This is a genomic window from Serratia sp. MMO-28 (genome assembly GCF_037199905.1).
Taxonomy (GTDB): domain Bacteria; phylum Pseudomonadota; class Gammaproteobacteria; order Enterobacterales; family Enterobacteriaceae; genus Chania; species Chania oryzae.
Genome location: NZ_JBBCVB010000016.1, coordinates 1 through 19,765 on the forward strand (window position 1 = coordinate 1; position 19,765 = coordinate 19,765).

17 protein-coding genes, 2 tRNA genes and 1 rRNA gene are annotated in these 19,765 nt (G+C 55.4%); 17 read left to right on the plus strand and 3 right to left on the minus strand.

Annotated features, from left to right (window positions below):
- The 7 genes from rrf to yjfF all read left to right on the plus strand — a co-directional run.
- A 5S ribosomal RNA gene (gene rrf, locus WG891_RS15055) occupies positions 1 to 102 on the plus strand; the annotation flags it as partial.
- Between the two features lie 93 nt (positions 103 to 195).
- Positions 196 to 272, plus strand: a tRNA-Asp gene (locus WG891_RS15060).
- A 53-nt stretch (positions 273 to 325) separates the two neighbouring features.
- Positions 326 to 401: transfer RNA gene (locus WG891_RS15065), tRNA-Trp, on the plus strand.
- Positions 402 to 706: 305 nt separating this feature from the next.
- Positions 707 to 1,663, plus strand: coding sequence for a galactofuranose ABC transporter, galactofuranose-binding protein YtfQ (ytfQ, locus tag WG891_RS15070; RefSeq protein WP_337263607.1), 957 nt, complete (start codon positions 707 to 709; stop codon positions 1,661 to 1,663).
- 22 nt (positions 1,664 to 1,685) lie between these two features.
- Positions 1,686 to 3,200, plus strand: a complete 1,515-nt coding sequence (gene ytfR, locus WG891_RS15075; protein ID WP_337263611.1) for a galactofuranose ABC transporter, ATP-binding protein YtfR — start codon at positions 1,686 to 1,688, stop codon at positions 3,198 to 3,200.
- Positions 3,197 to 4,219 (plus strand): galactofuranose ABC transporter, ATP-binding protein YtfT, encoded by a 1,023-nt coding sequence (gene ytfT / locus WG891_RS15080; RefSeq protein WP_337263606.1) that lies wholly within the window; start codon positions 3,197 to 3,199, stop codon positions 4,217 to 4,219. The genes ytfR and ytfT overlap by 4 nt, the downstream gene beginning before the upstream one ends.
- The gene (gene yjfF / locus WG891_RS15085; protein WP_337263605.1) at positions 4,216 to 5,208 is read left to right on the plus strand and encodes a galactofuranose ABC transporter, permease protein YjfF; all 993 of its coding nucleotides are present in this window, start codon (positions 4,216 to 4,218) and stop codon (positions 5,206 to 5,208) included. The genes ytfT and yjfF overlap by 4 nt, the downstream gene beginning before the upstream one ends.
- Before the next feature lie 4 nt (positions 5,209 to 5,212).
- Here the strand turns inward: yjfF and hdfR are convergent, their stop codons facing one another.
- Entirely contained in the window at positions 5,213 to 6,040 is an 828-nt protein-coding gene (hdfR, locus tag WG891_RS15090; protein WP_337263604.1) for an HTH-type transcriptional regulator HdfR, read from the minus strand.
- A gap of 119 nt (positions 6,041 to 6,159) precedes the next feature.
- On the opposite strand from hdfR, the gene WG891_RS15095 reads away from it, so the two are divergent.
- Complete coding sequence (locus tag WG891_RS15095; RefSeq protein ID WP_076943116.1) at positions 6,160 to 6,498, plus strand: DUF413 domain-containing protein; 339 nt, start codon at positions 6,160 to 6,162, stop codon at positions 6,496 to 6,498.
- 29 nt (positions 6,499 to 6,527) lie between these two features.
- Here WG891_RS15095 and WG891_RS15100 read toward each other — a convergent pair whose 3' ends face one another.
- Positions 6,528 to 8,051: a YifB family Mg chelatase-like AAA ATPase gene (locus WG891_RS15100; RefSeq protein ID WP_337263603.1), complete on the minus strand. Its 1,524-nt coding sequence runs from the start codon at positions 8,049 to 8,051 to the stop codon at positions 6,528 to 6,530.
- Between the two features lie 327 nt (positions 8,052 to 8,378).
- Here WG891_RS15100 and WG891_RS15105 point away from each other — a divergent pair, with 327 nt between their 5' ends.
- From WG891_RS15105 to WG891_RS15140, 8 genes are all read left to right on the plus strand, one after another.
- Entirely contained in the window at positions 8,379 to 9,611 is a 1,233-nt protein-coding gene (locus tag WG891_RS15105) for an MFS transporter (RefSeq protein WP_337263602.1), read from the plus strand.
- 134 nt (positions 9,612 to 9,745) lie between these two features.
- Positions 9,746 to 9,844, plus strand: a complete 99-nt coding sequence (gene ilvL, locus WG891_RS15110; RefSeq protein ID WP_076943118.1) for an ilv operon leader peptide — start codon at positions 9,746 to 9,748, stop codon at positions 9,842 to 9,844.
- Between the two features lie 142 nt (positions 9,845 to 9,986).
- Positions 9,987 to 11,633: an acetolactate synthase 2 catalytic subunit gene (gene ilvG, locus WG891_RS15115; RefSeq protein ID WP_337263601.1), complete on the plus strand. Its 1,647-nt coding sequence runs from the start codon at positions 9,987 to 9,989 to the stop codon at positions 11,631 to 11,633.
- Complete coding sequence (gene ilvM, locus WG891_RS15120; protein ID WP_076943120.1) at positions 11,630 to 11,887, plus strand: acetolactate synthase 2 small subunit; 258 nt, start codon at positions 11,630 to 11,632, stop codon at positions 11,885 to 11,887. Before ilvG ends, ilvM begins: the two co-directional genes overlap by 4 nt.
- Positions 11,888 to 11,909: 22 nt before the next feature.
- Positions 11,910 to 12,836 carry a branched-chain amino acid transaminase gene (locus WG891_RS15125; RefSeq protein WP_337263600.1) on the plus strand — a complete coding sequence of 309 codons (927 nt, stop codon included), beginning with the start codon at positions 11,910 to 11,912 and terminating at the stop codon, positions 12,834 to 12,836.
- Between the two features lie 68 nt (positions 12,837 to 12,904).
- A complete protein-coding gene (gene ilvD / locus WG891_RS15130; protein ID WP_076943122.1) occupies positions 12,905 to 14,755 on the plus strand; it encodes a dihydroxy-acid dehydratase in 1,851 nt (616 codons plus the stop codon).
- Positions 14,756 to 14,760: 5 nt separating this feature from the next.
- Positions 14,761 to 16,305 (plus strand): threonine ammonia-lyase, biosynthetic, encoded by a 1,545-nt coding sequence (ilvA, locus tag WG891_RS15135; RefSeq protein ID WP_337263599.1) that lies wholly within the window; start codon positions 14,761 to 14,763, stop codon positions 16,303 to 16,305.
- A 21-nt stretch (positions 16,306 to 16,326) separates the two neighbouring features.
- Positions 16,327 to 17,028 carry a DUF2461 domain-containing protein gene (locus tag WG891_RS15140; protein WP_337263598.1) on the plus strand — a complete coding sequence of 234 codons (702 nt, stop codon included), beginning with the start codon at positions 16,327 to 16,329 and terminating at the stop codon, positions 17,026 to 17,028.
- Positions 17,029 to 17,199: 171 nt separating this feature from the next.
- Here the strand turns inward: WG891_RS15140 and ilvY are convergent, their stop codons facing one another.
- The gene (gene ilvY, locus WG891_RS15145; RefSeq protein ID WP_337263597.1) at positions 17,200 to 18,090 is read right to left on the minus strand and encodes an HTH-type transcriptional activator IlvY; all 891 of its coding nucleotides are present in this window, start codon (positions 18,088 to 18,090) and stop codon (positions 17,200 to 17,202) included.
- Positions 18,091 to 18,243: 153 nt separating this feature from the next.
- On the opposite strand from ilvY, the gene ilvC reads away from it, so the two are divergent.
- The gene (gene ilvC / locus WG891_RS15150) at positions 18,244 to 19,719 is read left to right on the plus strand and encodes a ketol-acid reductoisomerase (protein ID WP_076943124.1); all 1,476 of its coding nucleotides are present in this window, start codon (positions 18,244 to 18,246) and stop codon (positions 19,717 to 19,719) included.
- The last annotated feature ends 46 nt before the right edge of the window (positions 19,720 to 19,765 follow it).

Sequence of the window (19,765 nt, forward strand, 5' to 3'; positions counted from 1 at the left end):
CGCGGTGGTCCCACCTGACCCCATGCCGAACTCAGAAGTGAAACGCCGTAGCGCCGATGGTAGTGTGGGGTCTCCCCATGCGAGAGTAGGACACTGCCAGGCATCAAACAAAGGTTACCGGAGTGACATCGGGTAATAGCAAAATTGCAAAGGTGATTTTGCCGGTACCGCAAGGTACTGCATGAAAGAATCGGTGGAGCGGTAGTTCAGTTGGTTAGAATACCTGCCTGTCACGCAGGGGGTCGCGGGTTCGAGCCCCGTCCGTTCCGCCACTTATTTTGATTATGCCTGCTAACATTAGCAGGCATAATGTTAAGCACGATTTAGGGGCGTAGCTCAGTTGGTAGAGCACCGGTCTCCAAAACCGGGTGTCGCGAGTTCGAGTCTCTCCGCCCCTGCCATATTAGAACCCTTTGCGAAAGCAAAGGGTTTTTTTTGCTTCAAAATTTCCTTCCATGCTTTCATCCCCATAAGGTTCTTGCCTAAAACTCCTGCCGAAATCGTTCCCATTTTAGACATTTTTAGCTGAATCTATGTACAAATTGGTTGTAATACTAGGGTGTGATAGCGCTCATCATTCCAATCTGCATTTCAGCTACATCTTATTAGCCCTCACGTTCTTTTGGGCACATCTCACCAAAGCGAATACACCAACAGCCATCTCTGCCTGAGTTCGTTGCGCTCTGAGCAGAGCAAGGAGAAGAACATGTATAAGCGTTTACTGTTAGCGGCCGCCGTAAGCGGTGTGTTGATGGGTGCGGCTCAGGCTGCACCATTGGTTGTCGGCTTTTCTCAGATCGGTTCTGAATCGGGGTGGCGTTCGGCAGAAACCAAAGTGTCGAAACAGGAAGCGGAGAAACGTGGTATTACGCTGAAGATTGCCGATGCGCAACAGAAACAGGAAAACCAGATCAAAGCGGTCAGATCATTTATTGCACAAGGTGTTGATGCCATTTTCATTGCACCAGTGGTTGCCACCGGTTGGACCCCAGTGTTGCAGGAAGCGAAAGAAGCCAAAATCCCGGTCTTCTTGCTGGATCGCATGATTGAAGTGAACGATCCGTCGCTGTATACCGCCGCTGTGGCTTCAGACAGTGTGCATGAGGGGAAGGTGGCTGGGGAATGGTTGGTAAAAGAGGTGGCTGGCAAACCTTGTAACGTAGTGGAATTGCAGGGGACGGTCGGCTCCAGCGTGGCGATCAATCGCAAGAAAGGCTTCGCTGACGGCATTGTCTCTGCCGATAACGTTAAAATCATCCGTTCACAATCCGGTGATTTTACCCGCAGCAAAGGTAAAGAAGTGATGGAAAGCTTTATCAAAGCGGAACAGAACGGCAAAAATATCTGCGCCGTTTATGCCCATAATGACGATATGGCGATCGGTGCCATTCAAGCTATTAAAGAAGCTGGCCTCAAGCCCGGCTCGCAAATCAAGGTTGTTTCCATCGACGGTGTACCGGATATCTTCAAGGCCATGATGAACGGTGAGGCCAATGCTACGGTTGAACTGACGCCTAATATGGCAGGCCCGGCATTTGATGCTCTCTTGGCGATGAAAAAAGACGGCACCCAACCGGCTAAATTCATCCAAACCGAATCAAAACTGCTACAGCCGGACACCGCCAAGCAGGAATTCGAAATGAAGAAAAGCATGGGTTATTAATGGGTAACAGGCGGAACAGATGATGGCCACACCTGAGGCAACGCTATTGGTAATAAGCGGGTTATCCGTTGAGTTTCCAGGCGTAAAAGCGCTGGAACAGGTTGATTTTACGTTACAGCGCGGCGAGGTTATGGCGCTTCTGGGTGAAAATGGTGCAGGGAAGTCGACGCTAATCAAAGCATTAACCGGGGTTTACTCGCGTTCCGCAGGAGAGGTTCGTTTAGAAGGTAAGGCGATTGCGCCACAAAGTACCGCTCAGGCGCAGGCGCTGGGTATCGGTACGGTTTATCAGGAGGTTAACCTGCTACCGAACATTTCGGTAGCGGCTAACCTGTTTATTGGCCGTGAGCCGACACGTTTCGGTTTGATTGCTCAAAAAACCATGCTGCGTAATGCTCGAACATTACTCAAGGGCTATGGCCTGGATTTGGATGTCAGCCAGCCGTTGGGTAACTATTCGATCGCGATTCAGCAAATTGTTGCCATTGCCAGGGCCGTCGATCTTTCCGCCAAAGTGTTAATTCTGGATGAACCTACCGCCAGCCTGGATGCTAAAGAAGTGACCATGCTGCTGGACATCCTGAGCCAGCTTCGATCGCAAGGAATGGGGATGATTTTTGTCACTCATTTCCTCGAACAGGTATACCGCATCAGCGATCGTATCACCGTGTTGCGTAATGGCAAACTGGTGGGAACCCGCATTACCGCTGAATTGCCCCGGCTTGAGCTGGTACAGATGATGCTTGGGCACAGCTTTGATGAAACATTGCTGAAACGCGCACCCCATGAGGCCGCACAGGCAGCGCCGTTGGTGGCGTTTAACGGCTATGGTCGGCGTGGCATGGTTGAACCCTTCGATCTGGCGCTGCGCCCCGGGGAAATTGTCGGCCTGGCGGGTTTATTGGGTTCAGGACGTACTGAAACTGCGCAGTTGATATTTGGTATCAAGGCAACGGACAGCGGACAGGCAACCGTTGACGGTAAAAAGGTTGCGATCCGCACGCCGCGTCAAGCCGCCAGCCTGGGATTTGGCTATTGCCCAGAGGATCGTAAAACCGACGGGATTGTTGGTGCGGCAACGGTAAGGGAAAACATCATTCTGGCCCTGCAAGCGCAGCGTGGCTGGCTGAAGCCTTTACCCCTGCGTGAGCAAACCCGAATTGCCGAAAGTTTTATCCAACTGCTGGGTATCCGCACGCCGGGGCCGGAGCAGCAGATTCAGTATCTTTCCGGTGGTAACCAACAGAAGGTGTTGCTTTCACGCTGGCTGGCGACCAACCCTCGTTTCCTGATTTTGGACGAACTGACGCGTGGTATTGATGTAGGGGCACATGCGGAAATTATTCGCCTGATCGAGCGGTTGTGTGATGAAGGGCTGGCACTGCTGGTGATCTCCTCAGAACTGGAGGAACTGGCAGGGTACGCCGATCGCGTTGTCGTGCTGCGCGACAGGAAGCACGTGGCGCAGCTCGATCACGATGCGATCACGGTTCCCGCTATTATGCAGGCCATTGCTGTGCAACAGGGGGCAGGATGAACCACAGGAGTTTTCCCATGACCGGTGAGCCACGCAAAATCAGGTGGGCTATGCCTGCTGGCACAACGCAGTTGGGGGCGCTGGCGGCTATTTTGATCATTGATAGCCTGGTCGCCCCAAATTTTTTCTCCATTCATATTCAAGATGGACGCCTGTTCGGCAGCGTCATTGATATTTTTAACCGAGGTGCTCCCGTTGCATTATTGGTGCTAGGAATGACGCTGGTGATTGCCACCGGCGGCATTGATTTGTCTGTTGGTGCAGTCATGGCGATTGCGGGTGCGACTGCGGCAACGATGACCAGTGCGGGATACCCGTTGATTTATGTATTGGGGGCGGCGCTAGCCGTAGGGGCTCTGTGTGGCTTGTGGAACGGTTTTCTGGTCGCGGTGTTACAGATACAGCCGATCGTCGCCACATTAATGCTGATGGTGGCCGGGCGTGGCATCGCCCAACTGATCACCGAGGGGCAGATTGTTACCTTCGAGAGTGAAGGCTTGGCACAGTTGGGCAGTGGTACGCTGATGTATCTACCGATGCCGGTCATTATTGCTGCGGCAATGCTGCTGCTGATTTGGCTGTTGACGCGTAAAACGGCATTGGGGCTGTTCATTGAGGCCGTAGGTATCAATTTACGTTCGGCGCGCAATGCGGGGGTCAGCACGCGATGGGTGATTATGGCGGTGTATGTCATCTGCGGCCTGTGCGCTGCGGTTGCTGGGATCATCGTCACGGCGGATATTCGCGGTGCTGATGCCAACAATGCTGGCTTGTGGCTGGAGTTGGATGCGATTCTGGCGGTCGTGATTGGCGGAGGATCGCTGTTAGGTGGGCGTTTCAACCTGCTGCTGTCGGTGGTTGGAGCACTGATTATCCAGGGAATGAATACCGGCATTTTGCTTTCCGGCTACAAGCCAGAGTTCAATCTGGTGTTGAAAGCGATGGTGGTATTGGCTGTGCTGATGGTGCAATCCCCGAGTGTTTCATTACACCGGCTGTGGCGGAGACGCAAACCATGATGAAACGTAATTTGCCTTTATTAATCACGATCGCGGTTTTTCTGCTCGGCTACGCTTTTTGCCTCAGCCAGTTCCCCAGTTTTGCCTCAACGCGCGTTTGGTGCGATCTGCTGACCGACAACGCTTTTCTCGGCATTGTCGCAGTGGGCATGACGTTCGTGATTCTGTCCGGTGGGATCGATCTATCGGTAGGCTCAGTGATCGCTTTTACCGGCGTGCTGCTGGCAAAGTTGATAGGCAGTTACGGAATAGCTCCTGGTTATGCCTTTGTGATTGCGTTGCTGATGGGGGCCTCGTTTGGCGCTTTGATGGGATGGATCATTGACGTTCTCAAGCTCCCGGCATTTATTATCACGCTGGCGGGGATGTTCTTCGTGCGCGGTATGAGCTTTATTGTTTCGGAAGAGTCGATCCCGATCAATCATCCGCTGTATGCCACGCTGGCAAATTATGCCTGGAAATTACCGGGGGGCGGGCGGCTTACCTTATTGGCGGTAGTGATGCTGTTGGTGGTGGCCATCGGGATGGTTCTGGCGCACCGCACGCGTTTTGGCCATAACGTTTATGCCATTGGTGGCAACCCGGTTTCTGCGGCATTGATGGGGGTGCCGGTGCAGCGCACGACGATATTGATTTACATGCTTTCCAGCACGTTGGCCGCGCTGTCTGGCATTGTCTTTTCGCTGTATACCTCTGCGGGTTACGCACTGGCGGCCAGCGGCGTTGAGCTGGATGCTATTGCGGCAGTGGTCATCGGCGGAACGCTGCTGACTGGCGGTGTCGGCACCATACTGGGGACCCTGTTTGGTGTGCTGATTCAAGGATTAATCCAGAGCTATATCACTTTTGATGGCACGTTAAGCTCTTGGTGGACCAAAATCGTGATTGGCATCCTGCTGTTCTGTTTTATCGGCCTCCAGAAGGCGATGAGCGCGTTTTGGCTGACAAGAAGGGCGCAACCCAGTCAACCACGGCTGAAGCCGTTATAGCGCTTTAGGCTGCGGTATTTAAAGGTATTTTCAGCAGTTGGCGGATGAGCGGCTGCTGATCGCTGTTTTGCAGCCACACGGCATACAGCGGGCGGACGATGGCTGGCGTATCGGCGGCCACAACCAACTGCGGATACTCTTTTTCCCACTGGCTGGGAAGAAAGGCGCAGCCCCCGGTGGTTTCCAGCAGTTGGCGCGTCAAGTGTGCCGAAGTGGTGGTCAGCACCGGCATGCTGTCGCTGTCCAGCATGCGGCTCTCCTGCTGGTGAAAGTCAGCGCCCCACTCCAGTTTGATATAAGGCATCGGTGCCTGCTTGTCGCGTAAGGCAGAGGAAAACAGCCTGAGCGAGAAGTTACCCAACAGCTGGCTCGCCAATTCATCCATCTTTGGCGGTTCGGTGGTAATCAGCAAATCGAGCTGACGTTCATGTAACTGTTTCACCAGAGAGTGGCGTAACGCAATCCTGGCCTCCAGTTGCAGCGCTTCCCGCTGTTGATAAAGAGATTGCAGCCAGGGCGTCAGGTAAGCCTCCCATAACGATGCGGTTGCGCCGATCGAAAGTTCGGTATGCTGCAACGATCGCACCACCTCCTTTTTTGCCAACTGCCACGTGTTCATCAGGCTTTCAGCGTAGGGTAGCAGGCGCTCACCGGCTGGCGTCAGGCGGATATTATTCCGGTGGCGGGTGAATAAATTTGCACCTAATTGATTTTCAAGCTGGCGGATGCGGAAACTCACCGCAGACTGCGTCAAGTACAGGGATTCCGCTGCCCGGCCAAAGTGACGCGTTCTACTGACCTCCAAAAAGGTTTTCAGTAATTCGGTATCCACACCTGTCTCCAAAATTTTTTGTCGTTAAGATTTAAATGTTTTGTTTTACACAATGTCAAGCCTATCTAATACTCCGCGCCATAAACAGCACGGCCATGAGAGAATTAGGAGCGTGTCAGATGGCGGATAGCTTCATCACGACCAATCGTTTTTTTGATAATAAACACTATCCTCGCGGGTTCTCCCGTCACGGCGATTTCACCATTAAAGAAGCGCAATTGCTAGAGCGTTTCGGGTATGCGTTCAACGAGTTGGATGCAGGCAAGCGCCAACCAGCCACTGAAGAAGAACAACAGTTCGTCGCAGTGTGCCGCGGTGAGCGTGAACCCGCGACTGAGCAAGAAAAAGTATGGGCTAAATATCTGGCGCGCACTCGCCGCCCGAAAAAGTTCCATACGCTGTCAGGCGGCAAGCCGCAGGCTGACACGGTGGAAGATTACACCGACAGCGACGACTGATAACCCTGGGGCCTGTTGGCCCCATTTTTTTATTCCAGGCTGCGGTGCAACTGCAGTAACAGCCGATCCATGCTGCGATAGCTGAGGGCTTCGCTCAAATGGTGTTTGGCAATATCCTGCTCCCCGGCTAAATCTGCCAAGGTGCGCGCCACTTTAAGGATGCGGTGCCAGGCTCGCACCGACAGCCCCAGCTTACTCAGCGTTGCTTCCAGAAAATCCGCTTCTGCCGCTGGCAGGTGGCAATCGCGATCCACTTCACGGTTATTCAATAACGCATTTACCTTGCCTGCCCGCGCCAGTTGTCGTTCGCGCGCCAGTAATACCCGTTGACGCACTTGCTGGCTGCTTTCACCATAACTGCGTTGCTTGCCCAGTGTTCCCGGTGGTAGCAGCGGTACTTCAATCGACAAATCAAAACGATCGAGAAACGGGCCGGAAAGCCGCCCAAGATAGCGCAGGATCTGCTGCGGCGGCGTGCGGTTATGCACGCCCTGGTAGTGGCCGGTTGGGCTGGGGTTCATGGCGGCGATGAGCTGCACCCGTGCCGGAAAGCGTACTTTGGCCGCTGCGCGTGAAATCACGATCTCGCCCGACTCCAGCGGTTCACGCAGGGCATCCAACACCCGCCGTTCAAATTCCGGCAATTCATCAAGAAACAGCACGCCATTATGTGCCATGGAAATTTCCCCGGGCCGAGGCAACGAACCTCCACCAACCAGCGCGGCCATCGACGCGCTGTGGTGAGGCGCGCGGAATGGCCGCTGTCGCCATGGCAGCGTCTCATCGGGGTGATGCAGCAAACTGGCAACCGCAACGCTTTCCAGAGCTTCCCGATCGCTCAACGGCGGGAGTAACCCAGTGAGCCGGCTGGCCAACATGGTTTTGCCAGTGCCCGGTGGCCCGAGCAGTAGCAGGTTATGGCCCCCGGCTGCGGTAATTTCCAGCGCCCGCTTGGCCTGCTCCTGGCCGATAATTTCCTGCAGATCGGCGATGTTCGCCGGCACTTCGGCTGCAGACGGGGCAATAGCGTTTGGCAGTTCGCCTTTACCCTGCAGGAAAGCACACACTTCCAGCAAGTGATCTGCCACCCGCGTGTTGTTGTCTGGCAACAGTCCCGCCTCTTTACCGTTGGCCGCTGCCAGAATCAATCCTCGGCCCGCCTCTGTTGCCGCTATCGCTGCGGGAATGGCGCCGTTAACGGCCCTCAGCGCGCCGGAAAGCGCCAATTCGCCGAGAAATTCATAACGCGTCAGCTGATCGGCGGGAAGTTGCTCTGAAGCTGCGAGGATCGCCAATGCGATCGGTAAATCGTAGCGCCCGCCTTCTTTGGGCAAATCGGCGGGTGCCAGGTTGACGGTGATCCGTTTGGCCGGAAAGGTGAAACCATTGTTGATCAGCGCGCTGCGCACCCGGTCGCGCGCTTCTTTCACCGTGGTTTCCGGCAGGCCGACTAATGCCAAGCCAGGTAAACCATTGCTGATGTGAACCTCCACGGTGACCGACGGTGCCTGAACGCCGATAGTGGCACGGGTATAGATTAGCGCCAGTGACATATTGCTCTCCTTGCTGAAGGCAACATGATGCGGGAGCTGCAGAACAGATGCGCGCGTGGAATGATTCACTTGCGCGGTGCTTCGTAATTAAAAATCATTATTTTCATTTAATTAACAGTGTGTTGCGATGTGGTGCGCATTTTTCCGCAATACTCATTAACAATTACGCGAAGGCTGCAATAAATTAGCAAGCTAAGTAAGTTGCAGCCGAGTGGTCATTAGGTGTAATTAACAATTATTTAAAATAAAAATCACTTCATTAACAACGTGTCGGTCGCTACGGCCTGCGCTCAACTTGACTTCGTACTCTACGGTAGGGATAGCACTATGTTTGGTTGGACCGCGCTGCAACGCAATGCAGCAATTGCCAGCTTTTCAAGCTGGACGCTCGATGCTTTCGATTTTTTTGTATTGGTATTCCTGCTCAGCGACATCGCCAAAACCTTCCAGGTGGGCATTGAGGAAGTGACGCTGGCGATCCTGCTCACCTTGGCCGTGCGTCCGATCGGCGCGCTGATCTTTGGCCGTGCGGCAGAAAAATATGGCCGTAAACCGATTCTGATGGTCAACATCGTGTTTTTCTCGGTGTTCGAACTGTTGTCTGCGGCAGCACCATCATTGATGGTGTTCCTGCTGCTGCGTGTGCTGTACGGTGTGGCGATGGGCGGCATCTGGGGCGTGGCATCATCATTGGCAATGGAAACCATTCCAGACCGTTCACGCGGCCTGATGTCGGGGATCTTTCAGGCGGGTTATCCATTCGGTTATCTGTTGGCGGCGGTGGCATATGGCCTGCTGTTCGAAGTGGTCGGCTGGCGTGGAATGTTTGTGATTGGTGCCGCCCCGATCCTGCTGCTGCCGTTTATTTACTATTGTGTGCAGGAATCCCCGGTGTGGCTGGCGGCACGTGCACGTAAAGAGAGTACGGCATTACTGCCGGTGCTGAAGAGCCACTGGAAGCTGTGTATTTATCTGGTATTGCTGATGGCGGCCTTCAATTTCTTCTCTCACGGTACGCAGGATATGTACCCGGCATTCCTGAAAGTTCAGCACGGTTTCGATCCTAAAACCGTCAGTATCATCGCCATTAGCTACAATATTGCGTCAATCATCGGCGGTATTTTCTTTGGTACTTTGTCAGAAAAAATCGGCCGCAAGAGAGCCATTATGATTGCTGCACTGCTGGCCTTGCCGGTGATCCCGCTGTGGGCATTCTCCAGTGGTTCACTGATGCTGGGGATGGGTGCGTTCCTGATGCAGTTTATGGTTCAAGGTGCCTGGGGCGTGATCCCAACCTATCTCAATGAACTGGTGCCAGCGAATACCCGTGCGGTTCTGCCGGGTTTTGTCTATCAGTTGGGTAATCTAATTGCTTCGGTTAACGCCACCTTACAGGCTTCTATTGCTGAACATCATGGGCACAATTACGGCCTGGCGATGTCGATGACCGCCGGTACGGTGGCGATCGTGATCGCGGTGCTGGTGTTCTTTGGCAAGGATACGCGCGGTAAGGCGATTGCGCTGGACGCCAAAGCACCGAGTGAAGGCGTTACCGTTTGAATTATGGGTAGTTTGTTCGAGGTATGACCAGATCGTGATGAATAATAACGCAAAATAATTGTTGTCATACCACCTGCTGCTATGGTAACTCTGTAGGTATTAGTTCGACGTGAGCACAGTGAACAAACCCAATTATGAACGCCTTTACTCAAGTGATTAGCCTAGTCGTGATTAGCGTGGTGGTGATTATTATCCCACCGTGCGGGGCTGCACTTGGACGAATAAAGGCTTAGAAAACAAGCCGGAATCGCAAGAGAACCCCCGCACCGTCAGGTCCGGGGGTTTTTTTATGCCAAGAGAAAAGCTAAATGAGGAGCAGAGAATGAACAACGGAACAAAATCCTGCCTTTCCCGCAGTAAGGCGGGGAAATAACCATGAATGGTGCTCAGTGGGTAGTTCAAGCGTTGCGTGCGCAGGGAGTGGATACCGTATTCGGCTATCCGGGCGGTGCAATTATGCCGGTCTACGATGCCTTGTATGACGGCGGAGTAGAACACCTACTGTGTCGCCATGAACAGGGGGCTGCAATAGCCGCTATCGGCTATGCCCGTTCCAGCGGTAAAGTCGGCGTATGTATCGCCACCTCTGGCCCCGGCGCCACCAACCTGATCACCGGTTTGGCGGACGCGCTGCTGGATTCGGTGCCGGTGGTGGCCATCACCGGTCAGGTTGGTTCCGCGCTTATCGGCACCGATGCTTTTCAGGAGATCGATGTTCTGGGCTTGTCTCTGGCCTGTACCAAACACAGTTTCCTGGTGGAGTCACTGGAAGCGCTGCCTGGCATCATGGCAGAAGCCTTTGCTATTGCCACCAGCGGTCGCCCCGGCCCGGTCCTGATCGATATCCCGAAAGACATCCAGTTGGCGCAAGGGGATTTACCGCCGCATCTGATACCGGTAGAAGCAGAACTCGATCACCCGGCTGCCGAGTTGGCTCAGGCCACGCAGTTGCTGGCACAGGCACATCGGCCAATGTTGTACATCGGTGGCGGTGTCGGCATGGCGCAGGCGGTGCCGGCACTGCGTGAATTTATCGCGGTGACCCAGATCCCTGCCGTTGCCACCCTGAAAGGCCTGGGCGCACCTGATGGTGACCATCCTTACTATCTCGGCATGCTGGGCATGCACGGCACCAAAGCGGCCAATTATGCGGTGCAGGAGTGTGACCTGTTGATCGCCGTGGGGGCGCGCTTTGATGACCGTGTGACCGGCAAACTGAATGCTTTTGCGCCGCATGCCAAAGTGATCCACATGGATATCGATCCGGCAGAAATGAGCAAACTGCGCCAGGTGCATGTTGCCCTGCACGGTGATTTGAAAACCCTGCTGCCAGCATTGCAACAGCCGCTGAATATCAGCGCCTGGCAGCAACGGGTGGCCGAACTGAAAGAAATTCATGCCTGGCGCTACGATCACCCCGGTCAGCCCATTTATGCGCCGCTGTTACTGAAGCAATTATCCGAACGCAAACCCGCCAACACTATCGTGACCACCGACGTGGGCCAGCACCAGATGTGGGCCGCGCAGCACATGACCTTCGATCGCCCGGAGAACTTCATCACCTCCAGCGGCTTGGGGACGATGGGCTTTGGCGTGCCTGCGGCGGTAGGTGCGCAGATGGCGCACCCTGAAAGTATGGTGATCTGCGTGTCCGGTGACGGTTCTTTCATGATGAACGTGCAGGAATTGGGCACCATCAAACGTAAGCAGTTGCCTGTGAAGATTGTTTTAGTGGATAACCAGCGTTTAGGGATGGTTCGTCAGTGGCAGCAACTGTTCTTTGATGGGCGTTACAGCGAAACCAACCTCTCCGATAACCCCGACTTCCTGATGTTGGCCAGCGCCTTCGGCATCCCCGGCCAGCGTATTACCCGTAAAGACCAGGTCGCAGACGCGCTCGATGCCTTGCTTAACAGCGAAGGGCCTTATCTGCTACAGGTTTCCATTGATGAGCTCGAGAACGTCTGGCCGCTGGTGCCGCCGGGCGCAGGTAACGAAACTATGTTGGAGAAAGTATCATGATGCAGCATCAAGTCTCGATTCAGGCCCGCTTCCGCCCCGAAATGCTGGAGCGCGTATTGCGCGTGGTACGCCACCGTGGCTTTCAGGTTTGCGCCATGAATATGGCGGCGGGGAGCAACCCTGACAATATTAATATTGAATTGACCGTTGCCAGCCAGCGCTCTGTGGATTTACTGTCATCACAGTTAAGTAAGCTGATGGATGTGTCCAGCGTTGAGGTTCAGCAACAACTATCACAACAAATACGCGCCTGATTGCGCCACAAGGAATGGAATAATGACGAAGAAAGCCGATTATATCTGGTTCAATGGTGAGATGGTTCCCTGGGCCGATGCCAAAGTACACGTGATGTCACATGCGCTGCATTACGGTACTTCGGTATTCGAAGGCGTACGCTGTTATGATTCCCATCTCGGCCCGGTGGTATTCCGCCACCGTGAACACATGCAGCGCCTGCATGATTCGGCAAAAATCTATCGCATGCCGGTGGAGCAAAGCGTTGATGAACTGATGGAAGCCTGCCGTGCCACACTGCGTAAAAATAATCTGGTGAGTGCATATATCCGCCCGCTGGTGTTTATCGGTGATGTCGGGATGGGCGTGAACCCACCACCCGGCTATAAGACTGACGTGATTATCGCTGCGTTTCCTTGGGGCGCGTATCTGGGTGAAGAGGCGCTGGATCAAGGTATCGATGCGATGGTTTCTTCCTGGCACCGTGCAGCACCGAACACCATTCCCACCGCTGCGAAAGCGGGGGGTAACTATCTCTCCTCCCTGCTGGTGGGCAGCGAAGCGCGCCGCCACGGCTATCAGGAAGGCATTGCGCTGGACGTTCACGGCTACATCTCTGAAGGTGCCGGTGAGAACCTGTTCGAAGTGAAAGATGGCGTGCTGTTTACCCCGCCGTTCACCTCTTCTGCACTGCCGGGCATTACCCGTGATGCGATTATCAAGCTGGCGCAAGACATGGGCTTTGAAGTGCGTGAGCAGGTGCTTTCCCGTGAGTCACTGTATCTGGCGGACGAAGTGTTTATGTCCGGCACGGCGGCAGAAATCACCCCGGTGCGCAGCGTTGACGGCATTCAGGTCGGGATCGGCAAATGTGGCCCCATCACCAAACAGATCCAGCAGGCATTCTTTGGCCTGTTCACCGGCAAAACCGCAGATAAGTACGGTTGGCTGGATCCCGTGAATCAATAACGACAGACATCAGTAAACGGGCGGCCCGTTCGCCGCCGGTAAAATGAATATATTTGGAGTGAATAAGCATGCCTAAGTACCGTTCCGCTACCACCACCCACGGCCGCAACATGGCGGGTGCCCGCGCATTATGGCGCGCGACCGGGATGACCGACGCCGATTTCGGCAAACCGATTATTGCGGTGGTCAACTCCTTTACCCAGTTCGTTCCGGGCCATGTGCATCTGCGCGATCTGGGCAAGCTGGTTGCTGAACAGATCGAAGCCTCCGGCGGCGTGGCGAAAGAGTTCAACACCATTGCCGTGGATGATGGGATCGCCATGGGGCACGGCGGTATGCTTTATTCCCTGCCATCGCGCGAGCTGATCGCCGACTCGGTGGAATACATGGTCAATGCCCACTGCGCCGATGCGATGGTGTGTATCTCCAACTGCGATAAAATCACCCCGGGGATGATGATGGCGGCGATGCGCCTCAACATTCCGGTGATCTTCGTTTCCGGCGGCCCGATGGAAGCCGGTAAAACCAAGCTGTCGGATAAAATCATCAAGCTGGATCTGATTGATGCCATGATCCAGGGTGCCAACCCGAACGTCAGCGATGCCGACAGTGAGCAGATTGAACGCTCTGCCTGCCCGACCTGCGGTTCCTGCTCCGGCATGTTCACCGCCAACTCGATGAACTGCCTGACCGAAGCGCTCGGCCTGTCGCAGCCGGGGAACGGTTCGTTGCTGGCCACCCATGCCGATCGTAAAGAGCTGTTCCTCAACGCCGGTAAGCGCATTGTCGAGCTGACCAAACGTTATTACGAGCAAGATGACGAAAGCGCACTGCCGCGTAATATCGCCAACAAGGCAGCGTTCGAAAACGCCATGACGCTGGATATCGCCATGGGCGGCTCCACCAACACCGTATTGCACCTGTTGGCTGCGGCGCAGGAAGGGGAAGTCGACTTCACCATGGCGGATATCGATCGTCTGTCGCGCAAAGTGCCGCACCTGTGCAAAGTGGCACCGAGCACGCAGAAATACCATATGGAAGATGTGCACCGTGCCGGTGGTGTGATCGGCATTCTCGGTGAGCTGGATCGTGCCGGGCTGTTGAACCGCGAGGTGGGTAACGTGCTGGGGCTGACGCTGCCACAGATGTTGGAAGCCTACGACGTGATGCTGACCAAAGACGCCGCGGTGAAAAAAATGTATGCCGCAGGCCCGGCAGGTATCCGCACCACGCAGGCATTCTCGCAGGATTGCCGCTGGGATTCGCTGGATACCGATCGTCAGGAAGGCTGTATCCGCACGCGTGAGCATGCCTACAGCCAGGACGGTGGCTTGGCGGTGCTGTACGGCAACCTGGCAGAAGACGGTTGTATCGTTAAAACCGCTGGTGTGGACAAAGACAGCCTGATCTTCCGTGGCCCGGCCAAAGTGTACGAGAGCCAGGAAGATGCGGTAGACGCGATCCTCGGCGGCAAAGTGGTAGCCGGTGACGTGGTGGTGATCCGCTACGAAGGGCCGAAAGGCGGGCCGGGCATGCAGGAAATGCTCTATCCGACCACCTATCTGAAATCCATGGGCCTGGGCAAAGCCTGTGCGCTGATCACCGATGGCCGATTCTCTGGCGGCACGTCGGGCCTGTCGATTGGTCACGCCTCACCGGAAGCGGCCAGCGGCGGCCTGATCGGCCTGGTGCAGGACGGCGATATGATCGACATCGATATCCCGCAACGTGGTATTGCCTTGGATGTGTCGGAGAGTGAACTGGCTGCCCGCCGTGAAGCGGAACTGGCGCGCGGTGACGCTGCCTGGACGCCGAAGGCCCGTGAGCGCCAGGTTTCTTACGCGCTGCGTGCTTACGCGACGCTGGCCACCAGTGCCGATAAAGGCGCGGTGCGCGATAAAAGCAAGCTCGGGGGCTGATGCAAATGGCGGTTTCCCTTCCCTTATCCGACGCCCCTGGTGGGGCGGAATACCTGCGAGCGGTGCTCCGCTCGCCGGTTTACGAGGTGGCTCAGGTCACCCCGTTGCAGGCGATGGACAAAATCTCTTCACGCCTTGGCAATACCATTCTGGTGAAGCGCGAAGATCGTCAGCCGGTGCACAGCTTCAAGCTGCGCGGGGCTTACGCGATGATTGCCAGCCTGACGGAAGAACAGAAAGCCCACGGCGTGATCACCGCTTCTGCGGGTAATCATGCGCAGGGCGTAGCGTTTTCCGGTAACCGCTTGGGGATCAAAACCCTGATCGTGATGCCGGTGTCCACTGCGGACATCAAAGTGGATGCGGTGCGCAGCTTCGGTGGTGAGGTGCTGTTGCACGGCGCTAACTTCGACGAAGCCAAAGCCAAAGCGATCACCTTGGCACAGCAGCAGGGGATGACCTTTGTGCCGCCGTTCGATCACCCGATGGTGATCGCCGGGCAGGGCACGCTGGCGATGGAGTTGCTGCAGCAGGACGCACATCTTGATCGGGTTTTCGTTCCGGTCGGCGGCGGTGGGTTGGCGGCGGGCGTGGCGGTGCTGATCAAGCAATTGATGCCGCAGATCAAGGTGATTGGTGTGGAAGCCGAGGATTCAGCCTGCCTGCGTGCCGCGCTGGATGCTGGCCATCCGGTGGACTTGGCGCGTGTCGGGCTGTTTGCCGAAGGCGTGGCGGTGAAACGCATCGGTGACGAAACCTTCCGCCTGTGCCGCGAGTATTTGGACGATGTGATCACCGTCGACAGCGACGCGATCTGCGCGGCGGTGAAAGATCTGTTTGAAGACGTGCGGGCGATTGCCGAGCCTTCGGGCGCGCTGGCGCTGGCCGGGCTGAAGAAATACGTGCAGCAGCACAATATTCAGGGCGAGCGCTTGGCGCATATCCTTTCCGGTGCCAACGTGAACTTCCACGGTTTGCGCTATGTTTCCGAGCGCTGCGAACTGGGTGAACAGCGTGAAGCGCTGCTGGCGGTGACCATTCCTGAGCAAAAGGGCAGCTTCCTGAAGTTCTGCCAACTGTTGGGTGGCCGTGCGGTGACAGAGTTCAACTACCGTTACGCTGATGCCGATCATGCGTGTATCTTCGTCGGTGTGCGCTTAACGCGCGGCCGCGCCGAGCGGTTGGAGATCATTAATGAGTTGAACAGCGGTGGCTATCAGGTGGTGGATCTGTCTGATGACGAAATGGCGAAGCTGCACGTGCGCTACATGGTCGGCGGGCGGCCTTCGAAACCGCTGCGTGAGCGCCTGTACAGCTTCGAATTCCCGGAATCGCCCGGCGCATTGCTCAAGTTCCTGCAGACGCTGGGAACCCACTGGAATATTTCCCTGTTCCATTACCGCAGCCACGGCACGGATTTTGGCCGCGTGCTGGCGGGTTTTGAGCTGTCGCAGAGCGAGCCGGAGTTTGATCAGCATCTGACGGCGTTGGGTTACGATTGCCACGATGAAACCGACAATCCATCATTCCGTTTCTTCCTGCAGGGCTGAAATCAGCGACAAGGACAGCGCATGGCTAATGAGTTCACCGGTTTCAGTCAGCAAGGGCTGAATTTTCTTCAGCAAGTGCGGATTGAAAATGACAAAGAATGGTTTGAAGCGAATCGCGATGTGTATGACCGTGAGTTGTTAACGCCGTTCCGCGCGCTGGTGGAAGCACTCAGCCCGGCGATGCTGGCTATCGATCCGTACTTCGAAACCCGGCCAGCGATTGGTAAAACGCTGTCGCGTATTCATCGCGACACGCGTTTCTCCCATGATAAATCGCGCTATCGCAGCCGCATGTGGCTGACCTTCAAACGGCCAAGCAAAGATTGGAAAGATGCGCCGGTGTATTTCTTTGAGCTGGGGCCGGACATGCTGCGTTATGGGCTGGGGTATTACAGCGCCAACAAACCGACGATGGATCTGTTCCGCCACACCCTGCGGCAGCGGCCACAGCCGTTTTTAGACGTCGCTGAATGTTGTCGTGCGCCGTTTGAACTGGCGGGAGAAAGCTACAAACGCCCGCTGGTGAAAGAGCAGGCACCCGAGATCGCCACCTGGTACAACCGCAAATCTTTCGCGGTGATGGCCACCGACAGCCAGGTGGAAAAACTGTTCGGTACCGATCTGGTTTCCCTGCTGGCTCAGGGTTTTTTGCAGCTAGAACCGCTTTACCACTGGCTGATGCAGGTGGAGGCGATGAAGCAGATCGATCCAGCAGATCTATGAATGCCCGTCGTCTTTCAAACCGTAGCGTTGTTGGCTGCGTTTGCACACCCCAGTCACTTACTTGAGTAAGCTCCTGGGGATGTGCTCACTTGCCGCCTAGCTACAATTTGAAATCCATAGGGCATTGTTAACTTTGTCTTTCAAACCCTAGCGCGATTAGCTTCGCTTAAATTATTTTGGGTAGAGCAATTGCCAGAACGCCTCGATCAGCGGTTCGTTGAGGCGTTTTTTCTGCACGCAAACGCCCAGCTCGAACGGTTCGACCATGGAGATATTGTCCAGCGTTGAAATGCGGTTGCGCACCGGTTCCGGGCTGTTGTCCACCACCACGCTGGGGATCAGCGCGATGCCGCAGCCGAGGGCGACCATCGAAACAATCGCTTCATGGCCGCCGACGGTGGCATAAATCAGCGGGTTAGTAATGCGCTGGCGGCGGAACCACAGTTCGATACGTTTGCGCGAAGGGCCGTGCTCCGGCAGGATAAACGGCGTATTGGCCCAATCCGGTTGTTCGGCAAAGGCCTGAGTGCGAACCGCGCAGGGCAAGGCAGGGGCAATCAGCACCAGCGGAATTTCGCCGATCTGGGTGAAGGCCACGCTGGTGGGCAGGGTTTCTGGCCGCCCGGCGATGCCGAGATCGGCTTCGTTGGACTGCACTTTATCCACCGCATCGGCGGCATCGCCGGTGGTCAGCTTGATTTCCACCAGCGGATGCTGGGCGCGGAAGCGATCCAGGATCGGCGGTAAATGGCTGTAGGCGGCGGTGACCGAGCAGAACAGGCGCAGTTCGCCGCTCAGCGAAGGGCCGTGCTGGCCTAGCGCATGCTTTAGCTGCTGGTATTGCAGCAGCGTTTGCTGGGCAAATACTTTCAGTTGTTCACCGGCGTCGGTCAGCTGCACGGTGCGGTTATCACGCAGAAACAGCGGTTGCCCAAGAATTTCTTCCAGCCGTTGGATCTGGCGGGAAAGCGTGGACGGGCTGACGTGCATCGCCTTGGCGGTACGGCCAAAGTGATGGCTTTCAGCAAGATGCAGGAACAGTTTTAGATCACGCAAATCCATATCAGTACGCTCGCAGCGAGAGTGTTGCATAAATTGCAATATCACATTCGTAATATATCAATTTAAGCAACGCAATTCCTGTTATACATTGAACGCAACTTATCCCGCATACACAGAGCGGGGAATGAACCTTACATCTTACCGGAGTAAACCATGGCTAATTATTTCAACACATTGAACCTGCGTCAGCAGTTGGCGCAATTGGGTAAGTGCCGTTTCATGGCGCGTGACGAATTTGCTGATGAAGCAGGCTACCTGAAAGGCAAAAAAGTGGTGATTGTCGGCTGTGGCGCGCAGGGGCTGAACCAGGGCCTGAACATGCGTGATTCGGGTCTGGATGTGGCTTATGCGCTGCGTAAAGAAGCCATTGACGAGAAACGCGCTTCATGGCGTAAAGCGACTGAAAACGGCTTCAAGGTTGGCACTTATGAAGAGTTGATCCCACAGGCCGATCTGGTGGTTAACCTGACGCCAGACAAGCAGCACTCCTCTGTAGTCCGCGCAGTACAGCCGCTGATGAAAGACGGCGCAGCGCTGGGCTACTCTCACGGTTTCAACATCGTTGAAGTGGGCGAGCAAGTGCGTAAAGACATCACCGTGGTGATGGTCGCGCCTAAGTGCCCAGGTACTGAAGTACGTGAAGAATACAAACGTGGTTTCGGCGTACCAACGCTGATCGCCGTTCACCCGGAAAACGATCCAAAAGGCGAAGGTATGGCGATTGCCAAGGCATGGGCGGCAGCTACCGGCGGCCACCGTGCGGGCGTGCTGGAGTCTTCCTTCGTAGCAGAAGTAAAATCTGACCTGATGGGTGAGCAGACCATTCTGTGCGGCATGCTGCAGGCGGGTTCTCTGCTGTGCTTCGACAAGCTGGTGGCTGAAGGCACCGACGCGGCTTATGCAGAAAAACTGATCCAGTTCGGCTGGGAAACCATCACCGAAGCGCTGAAGCAGGGCGGCATCACCCTGATGATGGATCGCCTGTCCAACCCGGCCAAACTGCGTGCTTACGCGCTGTCTGAGCAGCTGAAAGGCATTATGGCTCCGCTGTTCCAGAAACACATGGATGACATCATCTCGGGTGAATTCTCCAGCGGCATGATGGCTGACTGGGCGGCTGATGATGTGAAACTGCTGACCTGGCGTGAAGAGACCGGTAAAACGGCCTTCGAAAATGCACCTCAGTTTGCAGGCAAAATCAGCGAGCAGGAATACTTTGATCACGGCGTGCTGATGGTGGCTATGGTGAAAGCGGGCGTTGAGCTGGCATTCGAAACCATGGTGGATTCCGGCATCATCGAAGAGTCTGCTTACTACGAATCACTGCACGAGCTGCCGTTGATCGCCAACACCATCGCGCGTAAGCGTCTGTATGAAATGAACGTGGTGATCTCGGATACTGCGGAATACGGTAACTATCTGTTTGCCAACGCGGCAGTGCCGTTGCTGAAAGATTTCATGAAAACCCTGCAGGCGGGTGACCTGGGCAAATCAGTTGCTGGCACCGCTGTTGACAACGCGCAGTTGCGTGATGTGAACGAAGCGGTGCGCAACCACCCAATCGAATCTGTTGGCCGCAAACTGCGTGGCTACATGACCGATATGAAACGCATTGCGGTTGCAGGCTAAATACCCGTCGTCTTTCAAGCTGCAGCGTTGTTACCTGCACTATCTC